The following is a 19,460-nucleotide window of genomic DNA, read 5'->3' as shown; positions in this document are numbered from 1 at the left end:
CGGCAGTTTGCAGGATTACGGATTATTCCTGGATAACTGCTTTATTAATCACCACTGTTGCGGTATAGTTTTTCATAATCCCTTCAAAATCAGTGTATTGTAATTATTCATTTCAACTCTCCACGATTTATTCTTTTTTTCTTCATAATTGGCGAAAAACTGTTTTTTACACTTTCATTGTTTTACCGTTGCTCTGACTTATTGACGAATAAGCCAGTAAAGTTAATCTCGTCAACACGGCACTGCCTTATCAGAAATGCCGTAAAAATAACTGAAAGGAAGGATAAAGATTATGCGTAAATTAACTGCACTGTTTGTTGCCTCGACTCTGGCGCTGGGCGCTGCAAACCTGGCGCACGCAGCTGACACTTCCAGCGCGGCTACTGCTGACTCTATGCCGATGATGCACCATAAAGGTAAATTTGGTCCGCATCACGATATGATGTTTAAAGACCTGAACCTGACCGATGCGCAGAAACAGCAGATTCGCGAAATCATGAAAGGCCAGCGTGACCAGATGAAACGTCCGCCGCTGGAAGAACGCCGCGCGATGCATGACATCATTACCAGCGACACCTTTGATAAAGCCAAAGCGCAAGCGCAGATTGCGAAGATGGAAGAGCAACGCCAGGCGAACATGCTGGCGCACATGGAAACCCAGAACAAGATCTACAACATTCTGACCCCGGAACAGAAAAAACAGTTTAATGCTAATTTTGAGAAGCGTCTGACAGAACGTCCGGCGCAGGAAGGTAAAATGCCTGCATCTGCCGAGTAATCTCGCAGTCAACATTCAAGACCGCCGGCCCTGTCCACAACACGTTTTTACGAGGTGGACAGGGTCGGCGGTTTTTCTTTATTTCTCACTAAGGTAAATCCTCACTGCTGCCGATAACGATACCGTGCATGATTTGGCGCATCGCATCTTTCAGGAGTGACGATGGAATACTTTGATATCCGTAAAATGCCGGTAAACCTCTGGCGTAATGGGGCGGGTGAAACGCGAGAAATTTGCTGTTTTCCTCCGGCAACACGTGATTTTCACTGGCGTGCGAGCATTGCTTCCATTGCCGGAAACGGCGAATTCGCGCTTTTCCCTGGGGTGGAGCGCGTGATTACGTTGCTGGAAGGGGGAGAGGTCACTCTGGACGGCGGCAATACCTTTACCCACACTCTTAAACAGTATCAGCCGTTTACCTTTGCGGGCGAGCATGCGGTGAAAGCGAAACTGACGGAGGGGAAAATGTCGATGGATTTCAATATTATGACCCGCCGCGATTGTTGCCAGGCGAAAGTCAGAGTCGCCGATCGCTCCTTTACGACATTTGGCTCACGCGGTGGCGTGGTGTTTGTCATTAGTGGGGCCTGGCAGTTGGGTGAAAAATTACTGACGGCCGATCAAGGTGCCTGCTGGGATGATGGACGGCATACGCTGCGGTTGTTGAAATCTGAGGGAAAACTGCTGTTTAGCGAAATAACCTGGTTGGCGGGCCATGCGCCAGCGTCGGTGCAATAATTTCACACTGCGTAGCAGACAATGGCAGGCCGAATAGAGGACGCGCTATCCGGCCTGACGTGACGGTCAGATCTCGCTTTTTTTCCAGAAATCATCAAAGACGGTAATCGGTGTGCGGCGCTTGTGCTCCGTCTTTAAATACCAGCCTTCAATAATTTTTGCCGTTTCGGCCGCCAGCGTTTTGCCTTCCAGATAATCATCAATATTGTCATAGGTGACGCCTAACGCGGCTTCATCAGGAAGCGAAGGGCGATCGTCTTCGAGATCGGCGGTAGGCGCTTTCTTATATAAATGCTCCGGACAGCCCAGGGCGGCAAGCAGTTGCTTCCCCTGACGCTTATTCAGTCGGAAAATAGGATTGATATCGGTACCGCCGTCACCGTATTTGGTAAAGAACCCGGTCAGCGCTTCTGCCGCATGATCGGTCCCCACCACGACGCCGCTGGTCATTCCGGCGATGCTGTACTGTGCTTTCATCCGTTCACGGGCTTTCTCGTTGCCACGCACAAAATCACTCAACTCAATGCCCGCTTCGCGCAACGCCTGTTCGCTGGCCAGCACCGCGCCTTTGATATTGACGGTCAATACGCGGTCAGGTTGAATAAAGGTGATAGCATCCTGACAGTCTTGTTCATCAGCCTGTACGCCATAAGGCAGACGCACGGCAATAAATTGCAGACTCGTATTACCCGTTTCTTCCCGCAACTCCGTTATCGCCATCTGGCATAATTTACCGGTCAACGTTGAGTCCTGACCGCCACTTATCCCCAGGACCAGCGACTTCAAAAAGGGGTAGGTGCTCAGATAGGATTTGATAAAATCCACGCTGCGGCGAATTTCTTCTTCGGCATTAATATGCGGTTTTGCGCCAAGCGCCTGGATAATCTTTTGCTGCAGAGTCATTCAACCCCTCCGAAACGATTAAAATAACCATGATGCGTTAAAGCTAACGCTTTGCTGCGTAAACGACAAGGCTCACTGGCGCGAGTGGCGCAATTTACGGCCTAAAAAGAGAACATTTTGTTTAAAGAGATTTTTCCGAAACACGTATCGTAGAAATAGTAAGCTTGAAAAATGGTTTGATGTATTCCAGGCTTATCTAACACGCTGATAAACAAGAGGACGGAAAATGAACAAGAAAATGGCAGGAATTCTAAGCGCAGCGGCCGTAATGACGATGCTGGCAGGGTGTACGGCGTATGATCGTACCAAAGACCAATTTGTACAGCCTGTCGTCAAAGATGTGAAGAAAGGTATGAGCCGGGCGCAGGTTGAACAAGTTGCCGGGAAACCTTATTCCGAAGTGAGCATGACTCATGCTCGTGGTAGTTGCCAGACTTACATTCTGGGTCAACGGGATGATAAAATAGAAAGCTATTTTGTCGCGCTGGACGACACCGGACATGTCATTAACTCAGGTTACCAAACCTGTGAAGAGTATGACACCGACCCGCAGACAGGTAAGTAGTCCCCCTGCCTAATGCCTGAGCATCTGAGAGAACCGGCCACTGCGCCGGTTTTTTTATGGCGATGATAATCTTATTTATTATCGCGAATTATTTGCCTAAAATGTGAGGGTAGTCATAACGCAAGGTCAATGAGAGACAATTTGAAAGGTCAAGGAAATACCATCCACAGGTTCGATACCGTATACTCATTTCAGCCACCTAAAAAAGTAATTTCGGTTACGCAAGTTACCCAGGGCATGGATGCAGGTTAAGGCTTGCGCAATGTCTGGCTGACAGATAATCGCACATGAGGAACGTTTTTATGGAAAAGAAACACATTTATCTGTTTTGTTCTGCGGGCATGTCGACATCGTTACTGGTATCGAAAATGCGTGCCCAGGCTGAGAAATATGAAGTTCCGGTCGTTATTGAAGCATTTCCTGAGACACTGGCCGGAGAAAAGGGACCTGTTGCAGATGTCGTTTTATTAGGTCCTCAAATTGCTTATATGTTGCCTGAAATTCAACGTTTGTTGCCAGGCAAACCTGTAGAAGTAATTGACTCGCTGCTGTATGGCAAAGTCGATGGTTTAGGCGTGCTTAAGGCTGCTGTTGCAGCAATTAAAAAAGCCGCTGCGCATTAATTTTAAATTTTCCCGTCAAAGAGTTATTTCATAAACATTCACCGCAATATTTTATTGCGGTATTTAAGGGTATTTTTCTATGAGTAACGCTATTGCTTCACTTGAAAAGGTACTCCTTCCTTTCGCTGTTAAAATAGGAAAGCAGCCACACGTCAATGCAATCAAAAACGGCTTTATTCGCTTAATGCCGCTGACCCTTGCCGGGGCCATGTTTGTCTTGATCAATAACGTTTTCCTTAGCTTTGGGGAGGGGTCGTTTTTTTATTCATTAGGCATTCGGCTTGATGCATCGACGATTGAGAATTTGAACAGTCTGAAAGGCATCGGCGGAAACGTCTATAACGGTACGCTAGGTATTATGTCCCTGATGGCGCCATTCTTTATCGGCATGGCGCTGGCAGAAGAGCGTAAAGTCGATTCACTGGCCGCAGGACTGTTATCTGTCGCAGCCTTTATGACCGTAACGCCATACAGTGTAGGTGAAGCCTATGCGGTGGGGGCAAACTGGTTAGGCGGCGCCAATATTATCTCCGGTATTATTATTGGCCTGGTCGTGGCCGAAATGTTTACCTTTATTGTTCACCGCAACTGGGTGATTAAATTACCGGACAGCGTGCCTACTTCAGTTTCACGTTCATTCTCGGCATTAATTCCAGGTTTCATTATTCTCTCTATTATGGGGATCATTGCCTGGGCGCTGTCGAATTACGGTTCAAACTTCCACCAGATTATTATGGACACCATTTCTACACCGCTGGCGTCGCTGGGCAGTGTGGTGGGGTGGGCATATGTTCTTTTTGTTCCGCTGCTGTGGTTCTTCGGTATTCACGGTTCACTGGCGCTGACAGCGCTGGACAGCGGCATCATGACCCCCTGGGCTCTGGAAAACATCGCAATCTACCAACAGTTTGGTTCCGTAGATGCGGCGCTGGAAGCCGGTAAGACGTTCCATGTGTGGGCAAAACCCATGCTGGACTCCTACATCTTCCTCGGCGGCAGCGGGGCAACTCTGGGTCTGATTATTGCTATCTTCCTGGCATCGCGTCGTGCGGATTATCGTCAGGTTGCGAAACTGGCGCTGCCTTCCGGTATCTTCCAGATTAACGAACCGATCCTGTTTGGTTTGCCAATTATCATGAACCCGGTGATGTTTATTCCATTCATCCTGGTACAACCGATTCTGGCCGGTATCACGCTGGTGGCCTATTACATGGGGATTATCCCGCCGATTACCAACATCGCGCCGTGGACGATGCCAACCGGGTTAGGGGCATTCTTTAACACTAACGGTAGTGTCGCTGCTCTGCTGGTCGCACTGTTCAACTTAGGCGTTGCCACGCTGATTTATCTGCCGTTCGTGGTAGTTGCCAACAAGGCACAGAACGCGATTGATGAAGAAGAAAGCGAAGAAGATATTGCCAACGCACTGAAATTCTAAATTGAGTCCGGCATGGCCAGCCATGCCGGGACAAACCAGAGGACGGATTATGATCGATCTCGAAAATATTGTGGATACGCAGTCAGAAGCGGAAGAACTTGAAGAAGTGGTGATGGGGCTTATCATCAATTCGGGTCAGGCGCGCAGCCTGGCATACGCCGCGCTTAAGCAGGCCAAGCAGGGTGATTTTGAAGCCGCAAAAGCGATGATGGAGCAGTCACGCATGGCGCTCAATGAAGCGCATCTTGTACAGACGAAACTGATTGAAGGCGATCAGGGTGAAGGTAAAATGAAAGTCAGTCTGGTGCTGGTGCATGCTCAGGACCACCTGATGACGTCAATGCTGGCGCGTGAACTGGTCACCGAGTTGATAGAGCTTCACGAGAAGTTGAAATAGCGAGGGGTAATATGATGCAGCTACAGGTTAACGCACCGGAAATTGCGACCGCTTTTGAGCAGCAGCTTTTTAACGGCAAAAACTTCCATGTGTTTATCTACAACAAAACTGAGAGTGTCAGTGGGCTGCACCAGCATGATTACTACGAGTTTACCCTGGTATTAACCGGTCGCTATTACCAGGAGATCAACGGCAAGCGGGTGTTGCTGGAGCGTGGAGACTTTGTTTTTATCCCTCTGGGATCGCACCATCAAAGTTTTTATGAATTTGGCGCCACGCGCATTCTGAATGTCGGCATCAGTAAACGTTTTTTTGAACAGCATTATCACCCTTTATTACCGTTCTGCTTTGTGGCATCGCAGGTGTATCGCGCTAACAGCGCCTTTCTCACCTATATCGAGACAGTGATTGCGTCGCTCAACTTTCGTGATAACGAACTGGATGAATTTATAGAAGTGGTCACCTTCTATATCATTAATCGGTTACGGCACCACCGGGAAGAGCAGGTGATTGGCGATATTCCACAATGGCTTAAAGCCACCGTGGAGGCGATGCACGACAAAACGCGGTTTGGCGAAAACGCGCTGGAAAATATGGTACACCTGTCCGCAAAATCCCAGGAGTATCTGACCCGCGCGACCCAGCGGTATTACAGCAAAACGCCGATGCAGATAATTAATGAAATCCGTATCAACTTTGCGAAAAAACAGCTGGAAATGACCAACTATTCGGTGACAGATATCGCTTATGAAGCGGGATACAGTAGCCCAAGCTTGTTCATTAAAACCTTTAAAAAGCTGACATCATTTACGCCGAATAGCTACCGAAAAAGATTGACTGAAATAAATCAATAACGATTTATTTGTTCGACTCAATTATTTTAAAGCTTGCCCGAAAATAATGCCGGGACGCCATGCGACTGTCCCGTATTAGGGCGAAGCATAATACACGCCAGTGTTTTTACACTGAAGGGAGATATTATGAGCCAGAAATTAAAGATCGTCACCATTGGTGGCGGGAGCAGCTACACCCCTGAATTACTTGAAGGCTTTATTAAGCGCTATCACGAATTACCGGTGTCCGAATTATGGTTGGTCGATGTTGACGGTGGTAAAGAGAAGCTGGACATTATTTTTGATCTTTGCCAGCGAATGATCGACAAAGCTGGCGTGCCGATGAAATTGTTTAAAACTCTTGACCGCCGTGAAGCGTTAAAAGGGGCTGACTTTGTCACGACCCAATTGCGCGTGGGACAACTGAAAGCCCGCGAACTGGATGAACGCATTCCACTCAGTCAGGGGTATCTTGGTCAGGAGACCAATGGTGCAGGCGGTTTGTTCAAAGGGCTGCGAACTATTCCGGTTATTTTCGACATCATCAAAGATGTGGAGGAACTCTGCCCGAATGCATGGGTGATTAACTTTACCAACCCGGCAGGAATGGTGACTGAAGCCGTTTATCGACACACCAGCTTCAAGAAATTTATTGGCGTGTGTAATATTCCGGTTGGCATGAAGATGTTTATTAATGACGTGCTGAGATTATCGGAAGATGACGACCTGTCTATTGACCTGTTTGGTTTGAACCATATGGTCTTTATTAAAGATGTGCTGGTGAACGGTGAATCACGGTTTGCTGAGCTTCTCGACGGTGTCGCCTCCGGTGAGTTGAAAGCCTCAACGGTGAAGAATATTTTCGACCTGCCGTTTAGCGAAGGTTTAATTCGTTCTCTGAATCTGCTGCCGTGTTCTTATCTGCTGTATTACTTCAAACAGAAAGAGATGCTGGCCATTGAATTAGGCGAATATTATAAAGGTGGCGCTCGCGCTCAGGTGGTGCAGAAAGTGGAGAAACAACTTTTTGACCTTTATAAAAATCCAGAACTTAATGTGAAGCCGAAAGAGCTTGAACAGCGCGGTGGGGCATATTATTCCGACGCCGCCTGTGAAGTGATTAACGCAATTTATAATGACAAACAGACTGAACATTATGTCAACATCCCGCATCATGGGCATGTCGATAATATTCCGGCTGACTGGGCGGTGGAAATGACCTGTACGTTAGGACGCAATGGCGCAACGCCACATCCGCGTATTACGCATTTTGACGAGAAAGTGCTGGGACTTATCTATACCATTAAAGGGTTTGAAGTCGCGGCAAGTAAGGCGGCGCTGAGTGGCGAATTTAATGATGTCTTGCTGGCGCTTAACCTGAGCCCGCTGGTGCATTCTGACCGTGATGCGGAAAGCCTGGCACGTGAACTGATTCTGGCGCATGAAAAGTGGCTGCCTCATTTTGCCGACTGCGTTGAAAAGCTCAAAGAACATTAACAGAGGTTGGCTATGGAACGCTTATTGATTGTAAATGCGGATGATTTTGGTCTAAGCAAAGGGCAAAACTACGGCATTGTGGACAGTTTTCGTCATGGCGTAGTCACCTCCACGACTGCGCTGGTCAATGGTGACGCTATCGATCATGCTGTTCAGCTTCGCCGTGAAGTCCCTGAACTTGCGGTGGGGATGCATTTTGTTCTGACGCTGGGGAAACCGTTAACGCAGATGCCAGGGCTTGCCCGTGATGGCCGTCTGGGGAAATGGATCTGGCAGATGGCGGAAGAAGACGCTTTGCCACTGGACGAAATTTCCCATGAACTGGAATGTCAGTATCAGCGTTTTATAGAACTGTTTGGTAAAGCGCCAACGCATCTGGACAGCCATCACCATGTCCATATGTTCCCGCAACTTTTCCCGCTGGTGGCGCATTTTGCCGCACAACAGGGCGTTGCATTGCGAATTGATCGCCAGACGGTATTTAAAGATACCGATTTGCCGGTGGCGCTGCGAAGCCCGCAAGGGTTTAGCAGCGAGTTTTATGGTGAGGCGATTTCAGAATCACTCTTTTTGCAGGTGCTTGACGCTTCTGCGGGAAGAGGCGAGTCATCGCTTGAAGTTATGTGTCATCCGGCCTTTGTCGACAATACTCTTCGTCAGAGCGCCTATTGTTACCCCCGCTTGACTGAGCTTGATGTGCTTACGTCCCCGTCATTGAAAAATGCCATTGCGGAACGTGGGTATCGTCTCGGCAGTTTTCTTGATGTGTAGAGCCTGAGTTTGCGGCGCGATAAGGCGCCGCATTTTTTTCTTTCACCCACGGTTTATGTTTGCTGCTCGCTATTTCCCCTTCAACTCTCTCGCCTGCAATCGCCTCGATGTGTGTCACTGCGCACGCAGGACAGGACGCCGGTGGGCAAAATCGGCTAAGATAGTGTTTTTCTGATTTTTTGAATTTGCCTTTAGTGAAACAACTGATGATGAAACCTCTTCGCCAACAAAATCGCCCGGTTATCAGCTATGTTCCTCGCGTGGAGCCAGCGCCGCCGGAACACGCGATGAAAATGGACGCATTTCGTGACGTGTGGATTTTGCGTGGAAAATACGTCGCATTTGTCTTAATAGGGGAGTCGTTTCAGCGATCGCCTGCGTTTACCGTTCCGGAGTCGGCGCAGCGCTGGGCAAATCAGATCCGCCAGGAAAACGAGCTGGCAGAATAAAGGGATATAAAAAAACCGCCTGTAGGGGATACAGGCGGTTTTTACACATCATGGGTATGAATTAGTGGTGAGCCAGTTCGGCATCATCCTCGCTGTCCAGAATGGTTTTATCCGTTTGCTTCAGCCATTGACTGGTCAGGGTGCCGGCCGTCATTGAACCACTGACATTCAGCGCAGTACGTCCCATATCGATCAGCGGTTCGACGGAAATCAGCAGGGCAACCAGCGTGACTGGCAGTCCCATCGCAGGCAGAACGATCAACGCTGCAAACGTCGCACCGCCACCCACACCCGCAACACCCGCAGAGCTTACTGTGACAATACCAACCAGCGTGGCAATCCATACGGGATCCAACGGGTTAATCCCAACGGTAGGCGCCACCATCACGGCCAGCATTGCCGGGTACAGACCCGCACAACCGTTCTGACCAATTGTCGCGCCAAAAGAGGCCGCAAAGCTGGCAATAGATTCCGGTACGCCCAGACGACGCGTTTGCGCTTCAACGTTCAACGGAATAGACGCTGCGCTGGAACGGCTGGTAAAGGCAAAGGTCAGGACCGGCCACACTTTGCGGAAATATTTCAGCGGGCTGACGCCGTTGACGCCAAGCAGAACGCCGTGTACGGCAAACATAATCGCCAGGCCAAGATAGGACGCCACAACAAAGCTTCCCAGTTTGATGATGTCCTGCAGGTTAGAGCCCGCCACGACTTTGGTCATCAGCGCCAGCACACCATAAGGCGTTAACTGCATCACCAGACGTACCAGTTTCATCACCCAACTTTGCAGGGTATCGATGGCGGTTAACACGCGTTCGCCTTTCGGTGCGTCATCTTTCAGCAGTTTCAGCGCCGCAACGCCGAGGAACGCAGCGAAAATGACCACGCTGATGATAGAGGTCGGGTTCGCTCCGGTCAGGTCGGCAAACGGGTTTTTCGGGATGAACGACAACACCAGCTGCGGTACGCTGAGGTCGGCCACTTTGCCCACATAGTTGGTTTCAATCGCAGTCAGACGCGCGGTTTCTGCGCCACCCTGAACCAGACCTTCAGCCGTCAGACCAAACAAATTGGTCACCAGTACCCCCACCAGTGCGGCAATCAGCGTGGTGAACAGCAAAGTCCCGATGGTCAGAAAACTGATTTTTCCCAGTTGAGAGGCGTTATGAAGGCGTGCTACTGCGCTCAGGATAGAAGCGAACACCAGCGGCATAACAATCATTTGTAGCAGTTGTACATAGCCGTTACCGACAATGTTGAACCACTGAACTGAATCTTTTAAGACCTGGCTGTCAGACCCGTAAATCGTATGCAGGGCAAGGCCAAAGACCACGCCCATAACCAGACCCACCAGTACTTTCTTTGCCAGACTCCACTGTTTATGACGGGCTTGCGCCAGCACAAACAGCAACACAACGAACACCACGATGTTCGCAATTAATGGAAAATTCATCCCCGTTCTCCTGATCTTTTTATCTATGTCGCTTCGTTACAGCGATTCTGTTGCCGCAAGATTAGCAGAACTGTGAGTTGCCTCTTATATTCAAATGGAATTGTTTATGCCAAAAATGACAGTTGCGTCGATTTACTAATCAATTTGGTGATTTATAAAACGGTTAAATTGAAATTGCAGCGTATTGATCATATGCGATGACCAGCGTACGGCACTGTTTTCGGGGATTGTTTGCGGCATCCACACGGCCCAGGCAAACAGCGCCATACAGAGAAAGCGCTCCAGTTGGTTGCCTTTTTGCGGGACAAGTATAGGCAGACGAAAGCGCCAGCGACACGGCCAGAGCAGAGGGACACCTGCTGGCGTTAGCATATCTGCCAGAATATGGCTTAAGTAACCCAGTACCATGCCCTGCAGGGCGTCGGCCGGGATAATCCAGGTCTCGGGGACTTTGAGATAAAAGGTCGTTAGTAGCGCAAATACCGCCAACAGACTGTGAGTAAATCCGCGATGACCAAATGCCCTGGCAATCGGTTTGGAGATCCATTTTAACCGCTGCCCGAGTAATGACTTTGGATGATCAATGTCAGGCAACAGGCAGGTCAGAATTGCTGAAGGGACAATATGCCACCAGTCGCCCTGCGCGAGAACGGGCGTAAGCTCGGCATTTTTGGCAAATACCGCACAGGCAATTGAAAAAAGGAGGTGGCCTTCCGCCGTCATGATAGAACCCAATAAACTGTCAATTCATACAGTATAGGGTTTTTGTACAGTAGGCGGAAGAGGTGACGTTGTAACCCTATGTCACAAAAGTGGTGATTAGCGTGCCAGCCAACCACCGTCAACAGCAATGGTATAGCCGTTGATGTAGGCAGAAGCGTCTGAGGCGAGAAAAACCACCGGGCCTTTCAGGTCATCAGGTGTGCCCCAGCGTCCGGCCGGAATGCGATCGACGATCTCTTTGCTGCGCCCGGCATCATCGCGCAACTGCTGCGTATTGTTTGTAGCCATATAACCCGGGGCGATGGCATTGACGTTGATCTGGTGTGGCGCCCATTCATTGGCCAGCAGACGGGTGAGGCCCAGCACACCGCTTTTGGAGGCAGTATATGAGGGAACACGGATCCCGCCCTGGAAAGAGAGCATGGAGGCAATATTGATGATCTTTCCACCATGACCTTGTTGTAAAAACTGGCGAGCTACGGCTTGCGAAAGAAAGAAAACAGACTTGAGATTCAGGTTCATCACGTCATCCCAGTCTTTTTCGCTGAAAGAGAGCGCATCATCGCGGCGAATTGTCCCGGCGTTATTGACCAGAATATCCACCTGCCCGAATTTCGTTACCGTTTGGCTCACGATATCAGCGATAGCACTTTGCTGGCTGAGGTCGGCCTGAATCGTCATAAACTGCCTGCCCAGCGCCGTAACTTTTGCTGCCGTCTCGTGAGGGATCTTCCGGTTCACACCCACGATGTTGCAGCCTGCCTCAGCAAGCGCGACAGCCATACCCTGACCAAGCCCGGTATCACAACCGGTGACGATCGCCGTTTTACCCGACAGACTAAATGTATTCAAAATCATACTTACCCCGGCTACCCATTTTGAAAGGCGATAACTTCTGCAATGAAGGATAGAAGAGGTGACGAGTGAATACAATAAAAAATGAAACAGTGTTTTAAAAATATGGGGCAATTGACTATTGCCCCTGACAGTTAGCCACGTAAATGGGTGGCTGTAAGATCGGATAATGAGCTCAGCTTCACGTCGGCGAGGGCAAAACGCGCATCGTGCTGACCCTCTTTCGCAGGAACGACGATGGAGCGCATTCGTGCGGCTTTCGATGCCACCATGCCGTTGACGGAGTCCTCCAGCGCGACACAGGTTAACGGGTCGATGCCCAGTTTGGTGGCGCAGTCGATGTAAACCTGCGGGTGTGGTTTGCTGTAGGGGAGTTTTTCCGCCGAGGCGAGGGCGTCGAAGCTTTCGCGCAGGCCAAACATGGTCAGGACTTTTTCCAGCATATGCAGCGGGGAGGCTGACGCCAGGCCGACCAGCAATCCCTGAGATTTGCATAACGCAACGGCCTCACGTACGCCAGGCAACAGCGGGCGCGTTTCCTCTACCAATGAAATAGCCCGCGCGATGATCAGGTCGGTGACTTCCTGACGATCAGGTCCCTTCCAGGGCTGCTGCGCGTACCACAGGTCGACAACCATATCGATACGTAAACCCAGGGTGTCCGGGAGTTCATGGCGGCGGCCGATATCTACGCCTAAACTTGCGATTACATCCAGTTCAGCCTGATCCCATAGCGGCTCGGAATCGATCAGTAATCCATCCATATCAAAAATTGCAGCAAGAATTTGACGCGGGGTTGACATCACAACCTCTCCTGTTGAGATTAAAACGTAAGGTATTGAGCGTGCATTATGGTTACTAACGTATCATAGCGCCTTTAAAGATCGGGCGAAAACAGTTATCAGCAGGTAGACTTAAGGCCAAAACGACGCGTCTTTATCAAGGGGAACTCATGACGTATCAACAAGCTGGACGCATTGCTATCTTAAAAAGGATTCTGGGATGGGTGATTTTCATCCCTGCGTTGATTTCTACGCTGGTGTCGGTACTGAAATTTATGTACGCCCACAGCGAGAAGCAAGAGGGGATAAATGCAGTGATGCTCGATTTTGCCCACGTGATGATCGATATGATGCGCGTTAATACCCCGTTTTTGAACCTGTTCTGGTACAACTCGCCGACGCCGGATTTTCAATACAGCCTCAATGTTGTGTTCTGGGTGATTTTTGTTTTGATCTTCATTGGTCTGGCGTTGCAGGACTCTGGTGCCAGAATGAGTCGCCAGGCGCGTTTTCTTCGTGAAGGCGTTGAAGACCAGTTGATTCTGGAGAAAGCCAAAGGCGCTGAAGGGATATCGCGCGAACAGATCGAATCGCGTATCGTCGTGCCGCATCACAGCATCTTTCTGCAGTTTTTCCCGCTTTATATCCTGCCGGTGATTATTATCGTGCTCGGCTACGTTTTCTTTTCTGTGCTGGGATTTGTCGGATAAAAAATAATGCCGGATGGTGACGGAAACCTTATCCGGCAGAGGGTTGTCGTTGTGTGCCCGATAAGCGTCGCGCCATCGGGCACAAGCACTACGCTGCCAGCAGTCTGTCCATCGCTTTCTGCGCAATGACCAGATGTTGCCCGCCAAACAGAATCGCCCGGTTTAGCAACGTATACAGCTGATAGACAGGTTGGCGATCCAGAAAATCTAACGGTAACGGGGAAACAGACTGGTAGCCATCATAAATCTGGGGAGGTTGATCGATATGCAAAGGCAGCATCGCCAGATCGCACTCTCTGTCACCCCAGTAGCAGGCAGGGTCAAAGATATAAGGCCCATTTGGACCCAGCGCACAGTTTGCAGACCACAAATCACCATGTAACAGTGAGGGCTGCGGTTGGTGTGAGGAGAGTCGCTGTTGAATATGTTCAACAATAGCGTCGATGTTACCGAACGCTATTCCTTTTTCTGCAGCCAACTCTAGCTGCCAACCGATACGTTGTTCTGCGAAAAAGGTCGACCAGCGTCGTTGCCAGGCGTTGGGTTGTGGCGTAGTAGAGAGTGCGTTATCGAAATCAAGGCCGAATTGCGGTTGCTCGCTCCATGCGTGTAAATTCGCGAGTTGCTGACCCAGGATAAACGCATTATGGGCATCCAGCGGACGGGGAGGGAGATAATCCATCACCAGGAAACTGTAGTCTCTGTCTGAACCTACGGCCCACACTTTTGGCACCGTAACGGTTTTACTGCGAGAGAGTAATTCCAGTTGGTCAGCTTCGGCCGTAAAGCCCGGAAGGAGCTCTCTTTCATCACACTTAACGAAAAAATCACGTCCCGCATAGCGTAAATGCCATGCGGCATGGATCTCTCCGCCAGGCAGTTCATTACGCAGTTCGATTTCGCCCTCACCTAATTGCTCGCTTAAAAGACGACTGATAGCCTGCCACATGATGTCTCTCCCCATGTTGTCTGCCAGATCATAAGGTTAGCGCATAAATGCGGTAAAAAAACACGAACTGACGCACACCTGAACCGCGTCGTCGCTGTAATGGCACTTATTGTTTGTCTTTTCGCCACTCCTCCCATGTGGCAACAGAAACTCCGGGTTTATTGCCTAACGCACTTTCAGCCAGCCCTGCGGTGAGTGCCGTCACCTCGTCTTTACTCAGTGCGCTAATAAGACCAAAGGTGTTGGTGCCCAGCTCATGTACGTTTCCGTCTTCATCCGTCAGGGTCAGCAAGAAACCACCGCGTGTCAGGTGGTTATTAAGCTCATTAATTTCCGTCAAAGAGTGCTCATGAAACGTTATGGTTATGACATAACGGGTGATGTCACCACTGGCCATAATTCACCTCTTTGTAATCACATGACTTTTCAGCATAGACGGAGAATCATCATGCTGACAGATTTGTCGGCGAATCCCCTCACAATAAAGGAGGGGAAAACCGCTATGACTGCGTCAGATAAGCATAAATTTTTTGTGTATCCTCAGAAGAACACAAACGCGTTCCCTGATTGAGCGTCGCTGCACTCCCCGCGGCAACACCGAATCGCACCATATCTTCCAGAGATGCACCCTCAGCCAGTTTAAGCGTCATGGCGCCAACCATACTGTCACCCGCCCCCACAGTGCTTTGACTTTTCACTGGGGGAGGGACGACCTGGACGCAGTTGTCGGCATCGACCGCCAGTGCACCTTGTGGACCCAGAGAAACAACCACCCGATGCGCTTTACCGCTTTTCACAATTTCCTGGGCCGCGTTACGCACGTCATCAGGTTGAGTGAGTTCACGGTTGACCAGCGCGCTCAGTTCTTTTTGGTTGGGTTTAACCAGTTCAATATTGCCGATATCTAAGGCCGCGCGGAGGGCGTCGCCTGAACTGTCAACAATGCAGCGGATGCCTTGCTTCTGCGCCGCCGAGATGAGTTGCGTGAGTTTTTCCAGCTTGACGCCGGGCGGCAAGCTGCCGCTGATGACGAGCAATGCCCCGGATTCAATTTCGAGAACCTGTTCTTCGAGCAGTTGAAATTCATTCTCGCTAAGCGATGCGCCGGGCATCACGAAGCGATACTGTTCGCCGCTGGCTCCGACGTGGACATGCAGATTCTGGCGAGTCCAGTCTTTGGCTTCAACTGTCGCGACGGGAACATGCTCATCGGCCAATAGGGCGATCAAGTGTTCGCCAGTGGCACCGCCAGCGGGGAAAATTGCAGTGGCAGTACCACCAAGATGTGAAATTGCGCGGGCGACGTTGATGCCACCGCCACCGGGCTCAAAAACCGGTGACGTGCAGCGGAGTTTCCCTTCGGGGTAGATTTGTGGAGTGAGAGTTGCGCTATCGAGAGAGGGCGCAAGTGTTAACGTATAGATACGTACCATCATTACCTCCTGTTAGGCTGAATTCAGTCTGGCACCGAACGCCTGGAAAGTGAAGTGATTAACGATATGATTTACTGGCTATTTATTCATAATTTGCATTATGTGCAGATATAAATAATTTATTGATTTAGGCGCGCCCTTATTCAAAAAATGAAATAAGAATTCATTGCTATGTTATTCGGGCCTTTTTATAATTTGTTACCTTTCCAGCGATCGTTTGTCTTTGATCCCTAAGAAGGTTTCCGGGACCGTCATGGTCTCTTTTTTTGTTGTACGGACTCTTTATAAATGAAGCTTTTGAAGACAGTACCCGCTGCATTGATGCTGGCGGGTGGCGTCGTTGCGTCAATGCATGCCGCCGCCGATGATTCCGTTTTTACTGTCATGGATGATCCCACCACCGCGAAGAAACCCTTTGAAGGTAACCTTAATGCGGGATACCTTGCTCAGTCAGGCAATACCCAAAGTTCTTCCTTGACGGCTGATACCACCATGACCTGGTACGGGAAAACCACCGCATGGTCACTGTGGGGGAATGCCAGCAACACCTCGTCGAATGATGAGCGTTCCTCGGAGAAATATGCCGTGGGTGGCCGTAGTCGTTTTAACACCACCGATTATGATTATCTTTTTGGCCAGGCAAGTTGGCTTACCGATCGCTACAACGGCTACCACGAACGTGACATCGCGACGGCAGGGTATGGTCGCCAGTTTCTCAATGGTCCGGTACACAGTTTCCGTTTTGAATTCGGTCCCGGCGTGCGTTATGACGAGCGCACGGATGATACGACGGAAACTCAGCCACTCGGTTATGCTTCAGGCGCTTACGCCTGGCAGATGACGGATACCACTAAATTCACGCAGGGCGTGTCAGTGTTTGGGGCGGATGATACCACCCTCAATTCGGAGACAGCTCTGGATGTCGCCATCAATGAACATTTCGGCTTGAAGGTTGCCTACAATGTGACCTGGAACTCCGAGCCGCCGGAAACGGCACCAGAGCATACGGATCGCCGTACGACCGTTTCATTGGGTTATAAGATGTAAATGCGCGCCGGGTCGTTTGCAGGCGATCCGGCTGTTATAAAGTGCGAGGTTGTTTTTTTATTCTGTTCAGAAAGTTATTTCGGATATCACCAATGAGGTAATATTCACGCGCATTTGCGTTTTATTGTCGCACAGGGAATAGACTACGCTAAACTCTCAGCCCTTATTCTGAAGCTTAACCCCAGATCATCGCCGCCCAGCGTAGCAGAAGCATCGCTCCACAGATGGCAATTAACACAACCACCATCTTCCAGTGTTTTTTCGCAAAGCGGTTCGTCGGCATTATCCTTTTCCTGTTAAATTCACACTCAATTTCTTAGTGTAACAAAGTCGCGGCAAGTCAGCGGGTTGATTTACATCATAGAGAACAGTGTGATTGCGGCTTTGAACGACAGACAATGCCGTGTACACTGTCAAACGGTGTTATCAAAAAGCGGACGTAGGTTACGGTATCGCCATGCGGTGGTACGTGACATATTTCGCAGAGTGAAGCGGGAATCAGTCCATCACTTTTTGATAAATTTAACATTGAAACTTTGTATGTGATCTTTCGTGCGGGTCACCACTGCAAATAAGGATATAACATGCCTGTTATTACTCTTCCTGATGGCAGCCAACGCCATTACGACCACGCTGTAAGCCCCATGGATGTTGCGCTGGACATCGGTCCAGGACTGGCGAAAGCCACCATTGCTGGCCGTGTAAATGGCGAGCTGGTTGATGCTTCCGACCTGATTGAGCATGATGCGAAGCTCTCCATCATCACCGCGAAGGATGAAGAAGGTCTTGAGATCATTCGTCACTCCTGTGCGCACCTGTTAGGGCACGCGATCAAACAACTTTGGCCGAATACCAAAATGGCTATCGGTCCGGTTGTCGACAACGGTTTTTACTATGACATTGATCTTGACCGTACGTTAACCCAGGAAGATGTCGACGCGCTCGAGAAGCGGATGCACGAGCTCGCTGAGAAAAACTACGACGTCATTAAGAAAAAGGTCAGCTGGCACGAAGCACGTGAAACCTTCGTGAAGCGTGGCGAGACGTATAAAGTCTCTATTCTTGATGAAAACATTGCGCATGATGATAAGCCTGGCTTGTATCATCATGAAGAATATGTCGATATGTGCCGCGGTCCGCACGTGCCGAACATGCGTTTCTGCCATCACTTCAAACTGATGAAAACCGCAGGCGCGTACTGGCGCGGCGACAGCAACAATAAGATGCTGCAGCGTATTTATGGTACTGCATGGGCCGATAAAAAAGCCCTGAGTGCTTACCTGCAACGTCTGGAAGAAGCGGCCAAACGCGACCACCGTAAAATCGGTAAGCAACTTGACCTGTACCATATGCAGGAAGAAGCGCCGGGTATGGTGTTCTGGCACAATGACGGCTGGACCATTTTCCGTGAACTGGAAGTTTTTGTTCGTTCAAAACTGAAAGAGTACCAGTATCAGGAAGTGAAAGGTCCGTTCATGATGGACCGTGTTCTGTGGGAAAAAACAGGTCACTGGGACAACTATAAAGATGCGATGTTCACCACCTCTTCTGAGAACCGTGAATACTGCATCAAACCGATGAACTGCCCGGGGCACGTTCAGATCTTCAATCAGGGTCTGAAGTCCTACCGCGATTTGCCGCTGCGTATGGCGGAGTTCGGTAGTTGCCACCGTAACGAACCGTCAGGTGCGCTACATGGCCTGATGCGTGTGCGCGGCTTCACTCAGGATGATGCGCATATCTTCTGTACTGAAGAGCAGATCCGTGATGAAGTAAACGCCTGTATTCGTATGGTCTACGATATGTATAGCACTTTTGGCTTCGAGAAAATCGTCGTCAAACTGTCTACTCGCCCCGAAAAACGTATCGGTAGCGATGAAATGTGGGACCGTGCTGAAGCGGATCTGGCAGTTGCGCTGGAAGAAAACAACATCCCGTTTGAGTTCCAACTTGGTGAAGGCGCGTTCTACGGTCCGAAAATTGAATTTACCCTGTATGACTGCCTCGATCGTGCATGGCAGTGCGGTACTGTACAGCTGGACTTCTCTCTGCCGTCCCGTTTAAGCGCCTCTTATGTTGGCGAAAACAACGAACGTCAGGTGCCGGTTATGATTCACCGCGCAATTCTTGGGTCTATGGAACGTTTCATCGGTATCCTGACTGAAGAGTTCGCTGGCTTCTTCCCGACCTGGCTTGCGCCGGTTCAGGTTGTCGTCATGAACATTACCGATTCACAGTCTGAATACGTTAACGAATTAACGCAGAAACTACAAAATGCGGGTATTCGAGTAAAAGCAGACTTGAGAAATGAGAAGATAGGCTTTAAAATCCGCGAGCACACTTTACGTCGTGTCCCTTACATGTTGGTCTGTGGCGACAAAGAGGTAGAAGCAGGCAAAGTTGCCGTGCGTACCCGTCGTGGCAAAGACTTGGGCAGCCTGGACGTAAATGAAGTTATCGAGAAGCTGCAACAAGAGATTCGCAGCCGCAGTCTTCAACAACTGGAGGAATAAGGT

Annotated in this window: 22 protein-coding genes; 13 read left to right on the top strand and 9 right to left on the bottom strand. The window is 49.7% G+C overall.

All coding sequences use genetic code 11. The annotated features are described in order from the left end of the window. The first annotated feature begins 292 nt into the window (after window positions 1-292). Both spy and ves read left to right on the top strand, forming a co-directional pair. Entirely contained in the window at window positions 293-778 is a 486-nt protein-coding gene (gene spy, locus NNO04_RS09390) for an ATP-independent periplasmic protein-refolding chaperone Spy (RefSeq protein ID WP_271444421.1), read from the top strand. Window positions 779-940: 162 nt separating this feature from the next. Beyond that, on the top strand, window positions 941-1,516 hold the full coding sequence (ves, locus tag NNO04_RS09385) for an environmental stress-induced protein Ves (RefSeq protein WP_271444420.1): 576 nt from the start codon (window positions 941-943) through the stop codon (window positions 1,514-1,516). A 66-nt stretch (window positions 1,517-1,582) separates the two neighbouring features. Here ves and nadE read toward each other — a convergent pair whose 3' ends face one another. Next, window positions 1,583-2,419, bottom strand: coding sequence for an ammonia-dependent NAD(+) synthetase (gene nadE, locus NNO04_RS09380; protein WP_271444419.1), 837 nt, complete (start codon window positions 2,417-2,419; stop codon window positions 1,583-1,585). A gap of 226 nt (window positions 2,420-2,645) precedes the next feature. Here nadE and osmE point away from each other — a divergent pair, with 226 nt between their 5' ends. The 8 genes from osmE to cedA all read left to right on the top strand — a co-directional run bounded on the left by osmE (window position 2,646) and on the right by cedA (window position 8,992). Next, complete coding sequence (gene osmE / locus NNO04_RS09375; RefSeq protein WP_271444418.1) at window positions 2,646-2,984, top strand: osmotically-inducible lipoprotein OsmE; 339 nt, start codon at window positions 2,646-2,648, stop codon at window positions 2,982-2,984. Window positions 2,985-3,286: 302 nt separating this feature from the next. Then, the gene (gene chbB / locus NNO04_RS09370; RefSeq protein ID WP_238339998.1) at window positions 3,287-3,607 is read left to right on the top strand and encodes a PTS N,N'-diacetylchitobiose transporter subunit IIB; all 321 of its coding nucleotides are present in this window, start codon (window positions 3,287-3,289) and stop codon (window positions 3,605-3,607) included. A 79-nt stretch (window positions 3,608-3,686) separates the two neighbouring features. Continuing rightward, window positions 3,687-5,045 carry a PTS N,N'-diacetylchitobiose transporter subunit IIC gene (chbC, locus tag NNO04_RS09365; protein ID WP_271444417.1) on the top strand — a complete coding sequence of 453 codons (1,359 nt, stop codon included), beginning with the start codon at window positions 3,687-3,689 and terminating at the stop codon, window positions 5,043-5,045. 49 nt (window positions 5,046-5,094) lie between these two features. After that, window positions 5,095-5,442: a PTS N,N'-diacetylchitobiose transporter subunit IIA gene (chbA, locus tag NNO04_RS09360; protein ID WP_203358019.1), complete on the top strand. Its 348-nt coding sequence runs from the start codon at window positions 5,095-5,097 to the stop codon at window positions 5,440-5,442. An 11-nt stretch (window positions 5,443-5,453) separates the two neighbouring features. Then, window positions 5,454-6,296, top strand: coding sequence for a transcriptional regulator ChbR (gene chbR / locus NNO04_RS09355; RefSeq protein WP_271444416.1), 843 nt, complete (start codon window positions 5,454-5,456; stop codon window positions 6,294-6,296). 126 nt (window positions 6,297-6,422) lie between these two features. Continuing rightward, entirely contained in the window at window positions 6,423-7,772 is a 1,350-nt protein-coding gene (locus NNO04_RS09350) for a 6-phospho-beta-glucosidase (protein WP_271444415.1), read from the top strand. A 12-nt stretch (window positions 7,773-7,784) separates the two neighbouring features. Continuing rightward, window positions 7,785-8,543 (top strand): chitin disaccharide deacetylase, encoded by a 759-nt coding sequence (gene chbG, locus NNO04_RS09345; RefSeq protein WP_271444414.1) that lies wholly within the window; start codon window positions 7,785-7,787, stop codon window positions 8,541-8,543. Between the two features lie 206 nt (window positions 8,544-8,749). Beyond that, entirely contained in the window at window positions 8,750-8,992 is a 243-nt protein-coding gene (gene cedA / locus NNO04_RS09340; protein WP_271444413.1) for a cell division activator CedA, read from the top strand. A 61-nt stretch (window positions 8,993-9,053) separates the two neighbouring features. Here cedA and tcyP read toward each other — a convergent pair whose 3' ends face one another. The 4 genes from tcyP to hxpB all read right to left on the bottom strand — a co-directional run bounded on the left by tcyP (window position 9,054) and on the right by hxpB (window position 12,826). After that, the gene (gene tcyP / locus NNO04_RS09335) at window positions 9,054-10,445 is read right to left on the bottom strand and encodes a cystine/sulfocysteine:cation symporter (protein WP_192612034.1); all 1,392 of its coding nucleotides are present in this window, start codon (window positions 10,443-10,445) and stop codon (window positions 9,054-9,056) included. 135 nt (window positions 10,446-10,580) lie between these two features. Further along, window positions 10,581-11,168: a metal-dependent hydrolase gene (locus NNO04_RS09330; protein ID WP_192612035.1), complete on the bottom strand. Its 588-nt coding sequence runs from the start codon at window positions 11,166-11,168 to the stop codon at window positions 10,581-10,583. 96 nt (window positions 11,169-11,264) lie between these two features. After that, window positions 11,265-12,026, bottom strand: coding sequence for a 2-dehydro-3-deoxy-D-gluconate 5-dehydrogenase KduD (kduD, locus tag NNO04_RS09325; RefSeq protein ID WP_271444412.1), 762 nt, complete (start codon window positions 12,024-12,026; stop codon window positions 11,265-11,267). Between the two features lie 131 nt (window positions 12,027-12,157). Continuing rightward, window positions 12,158-12,826 carry a hexitol phosphatase HxpB gene (gene hxpB / locus NNO04_RS09320; protein ID WP_271444411.1) on the bottom strand — a complete coding sequence of 223 codons (669 nt, stop codon included), beginning with the start codon at window positions 12,824-12,826 and terminating at the stop codon, window positions 12,158-12,160. A 149-nt stretch (window positions 12,827-12,975) separates the two neighbouring features. Between hxpB and NNO04_RS09315 the strand changes: the two genes are divergently transcribed. Beyond that, complete coding sequence (locus tag NNO04_RS09315; protein ID WP_271444410.1) at window positions 12,976-13,515, top strand: YniB family protein; 540 nt, start codon at window positions 12,976-12,978, stop codon at window positions 13,513-13,515. Window positions 13,516-13,603: 88 nt separating this feature from the next. On the opposite strand, the gene NNO04_RS09310 is transcribed toward NNO04_RS09315, so the two are convergent. The 3 genes from NNO04_RS09310 to pfkB form a co-directional block, all read right to left on the bottom strand. Continuing rightward, window positions 13,604-14,464, bottom strand: coding sequence for a fructosamine kinase family protein (locus NNO04_RS09310; RefSeq protein WP_271444409.1), 861 nt, complete (start codon window positions 14,462-14,464; stop codon window positions 13,604-13,606). Window positions 14,465-14,570: 106 nt separating this feature from the next. Next, window positions 14,571-14,861, bottom strand: a complete 291-nt coding sequence (gene ghoS, locus NNO04_RS09305) for a type V toxin-antitoxin system endoribonuclease antitoxin GhoS (RefSeq protein ID WP_271444408.1) — start codon at window positions 14,859-14,861, stop codon at window positions 14,571-14,573. A gap of 103 nt (window positions 14,862-14,964) precedes the next feature. Then, a complete protein-coding gene (gene pfkB / locus NNO04_RS09300; protein WP_271444463.1) occupies window positions 14,965-15,897 on the bottom strand; it encodes a 6-phosphofructokinase II in 933 nt (310 codons plus the stop codon). 288 nt (window positions 15,898-16,185) lie between these two features. Between pfkB and NNO04_RS09295 the strand changes: the two genes are divergently transcribed. Further along, window positions 16,186-16,944, top strand: coding sequence for a DUF481 domain-containing protein (locus tag NNO04_RS09295; RefSeq protein WP_271444407.1), 759 nt, complete (start codon window positions 16,186-16,188; stop codon window positions 16,942-16,944). Between the two features lie 175 nt (window positions 16,945-17,119). On the opposite strand, the gene yniD is transcribed toward NNO04_RS09295, so the two are convergent. Further along, entirely contained in the window at window positions 17,120-17,227 is a 108-nt protein-coding gene (yniD, locus tag NNO04_RS09290) for a small membrane protein YniD (protein ID WP_162379854.1), read from the bottom strand. Window positions 17,228-17,528: 301 nt separating this feature from the next. Here yniD and thrS point away from each other — a divergent pair, with 301 nt between their 5' ends. Next, the gene (gene thrS, locus NNO04_RS09285; RefSeq protein WP_271444406.1) at window positions 17,529-19,457 is read left to right on the top strand and encodes a threonine--tRNA ligase; all 1,929 of its coding nucleotides are present in this window, start codon (window positions 17,529-17,531) and stop codon (window positions 19,455-19,457) included. The last annotated feature ends 3 nt before the right edge of the window (window positions 19,458-19,460 follow it).

This window comes from Citrobacter sp. Awk 4 (assembly GCF_028069725.1).
Classification (GTDB): Bacteria; Pseudomonadota; Gammaproteobacteria; order Enterobacterales; family Enterobacteriaceae; genus Citrobacter_D.
This window is presented reverse-complemented; position numbering and strand designations above follow the sequence as displayed.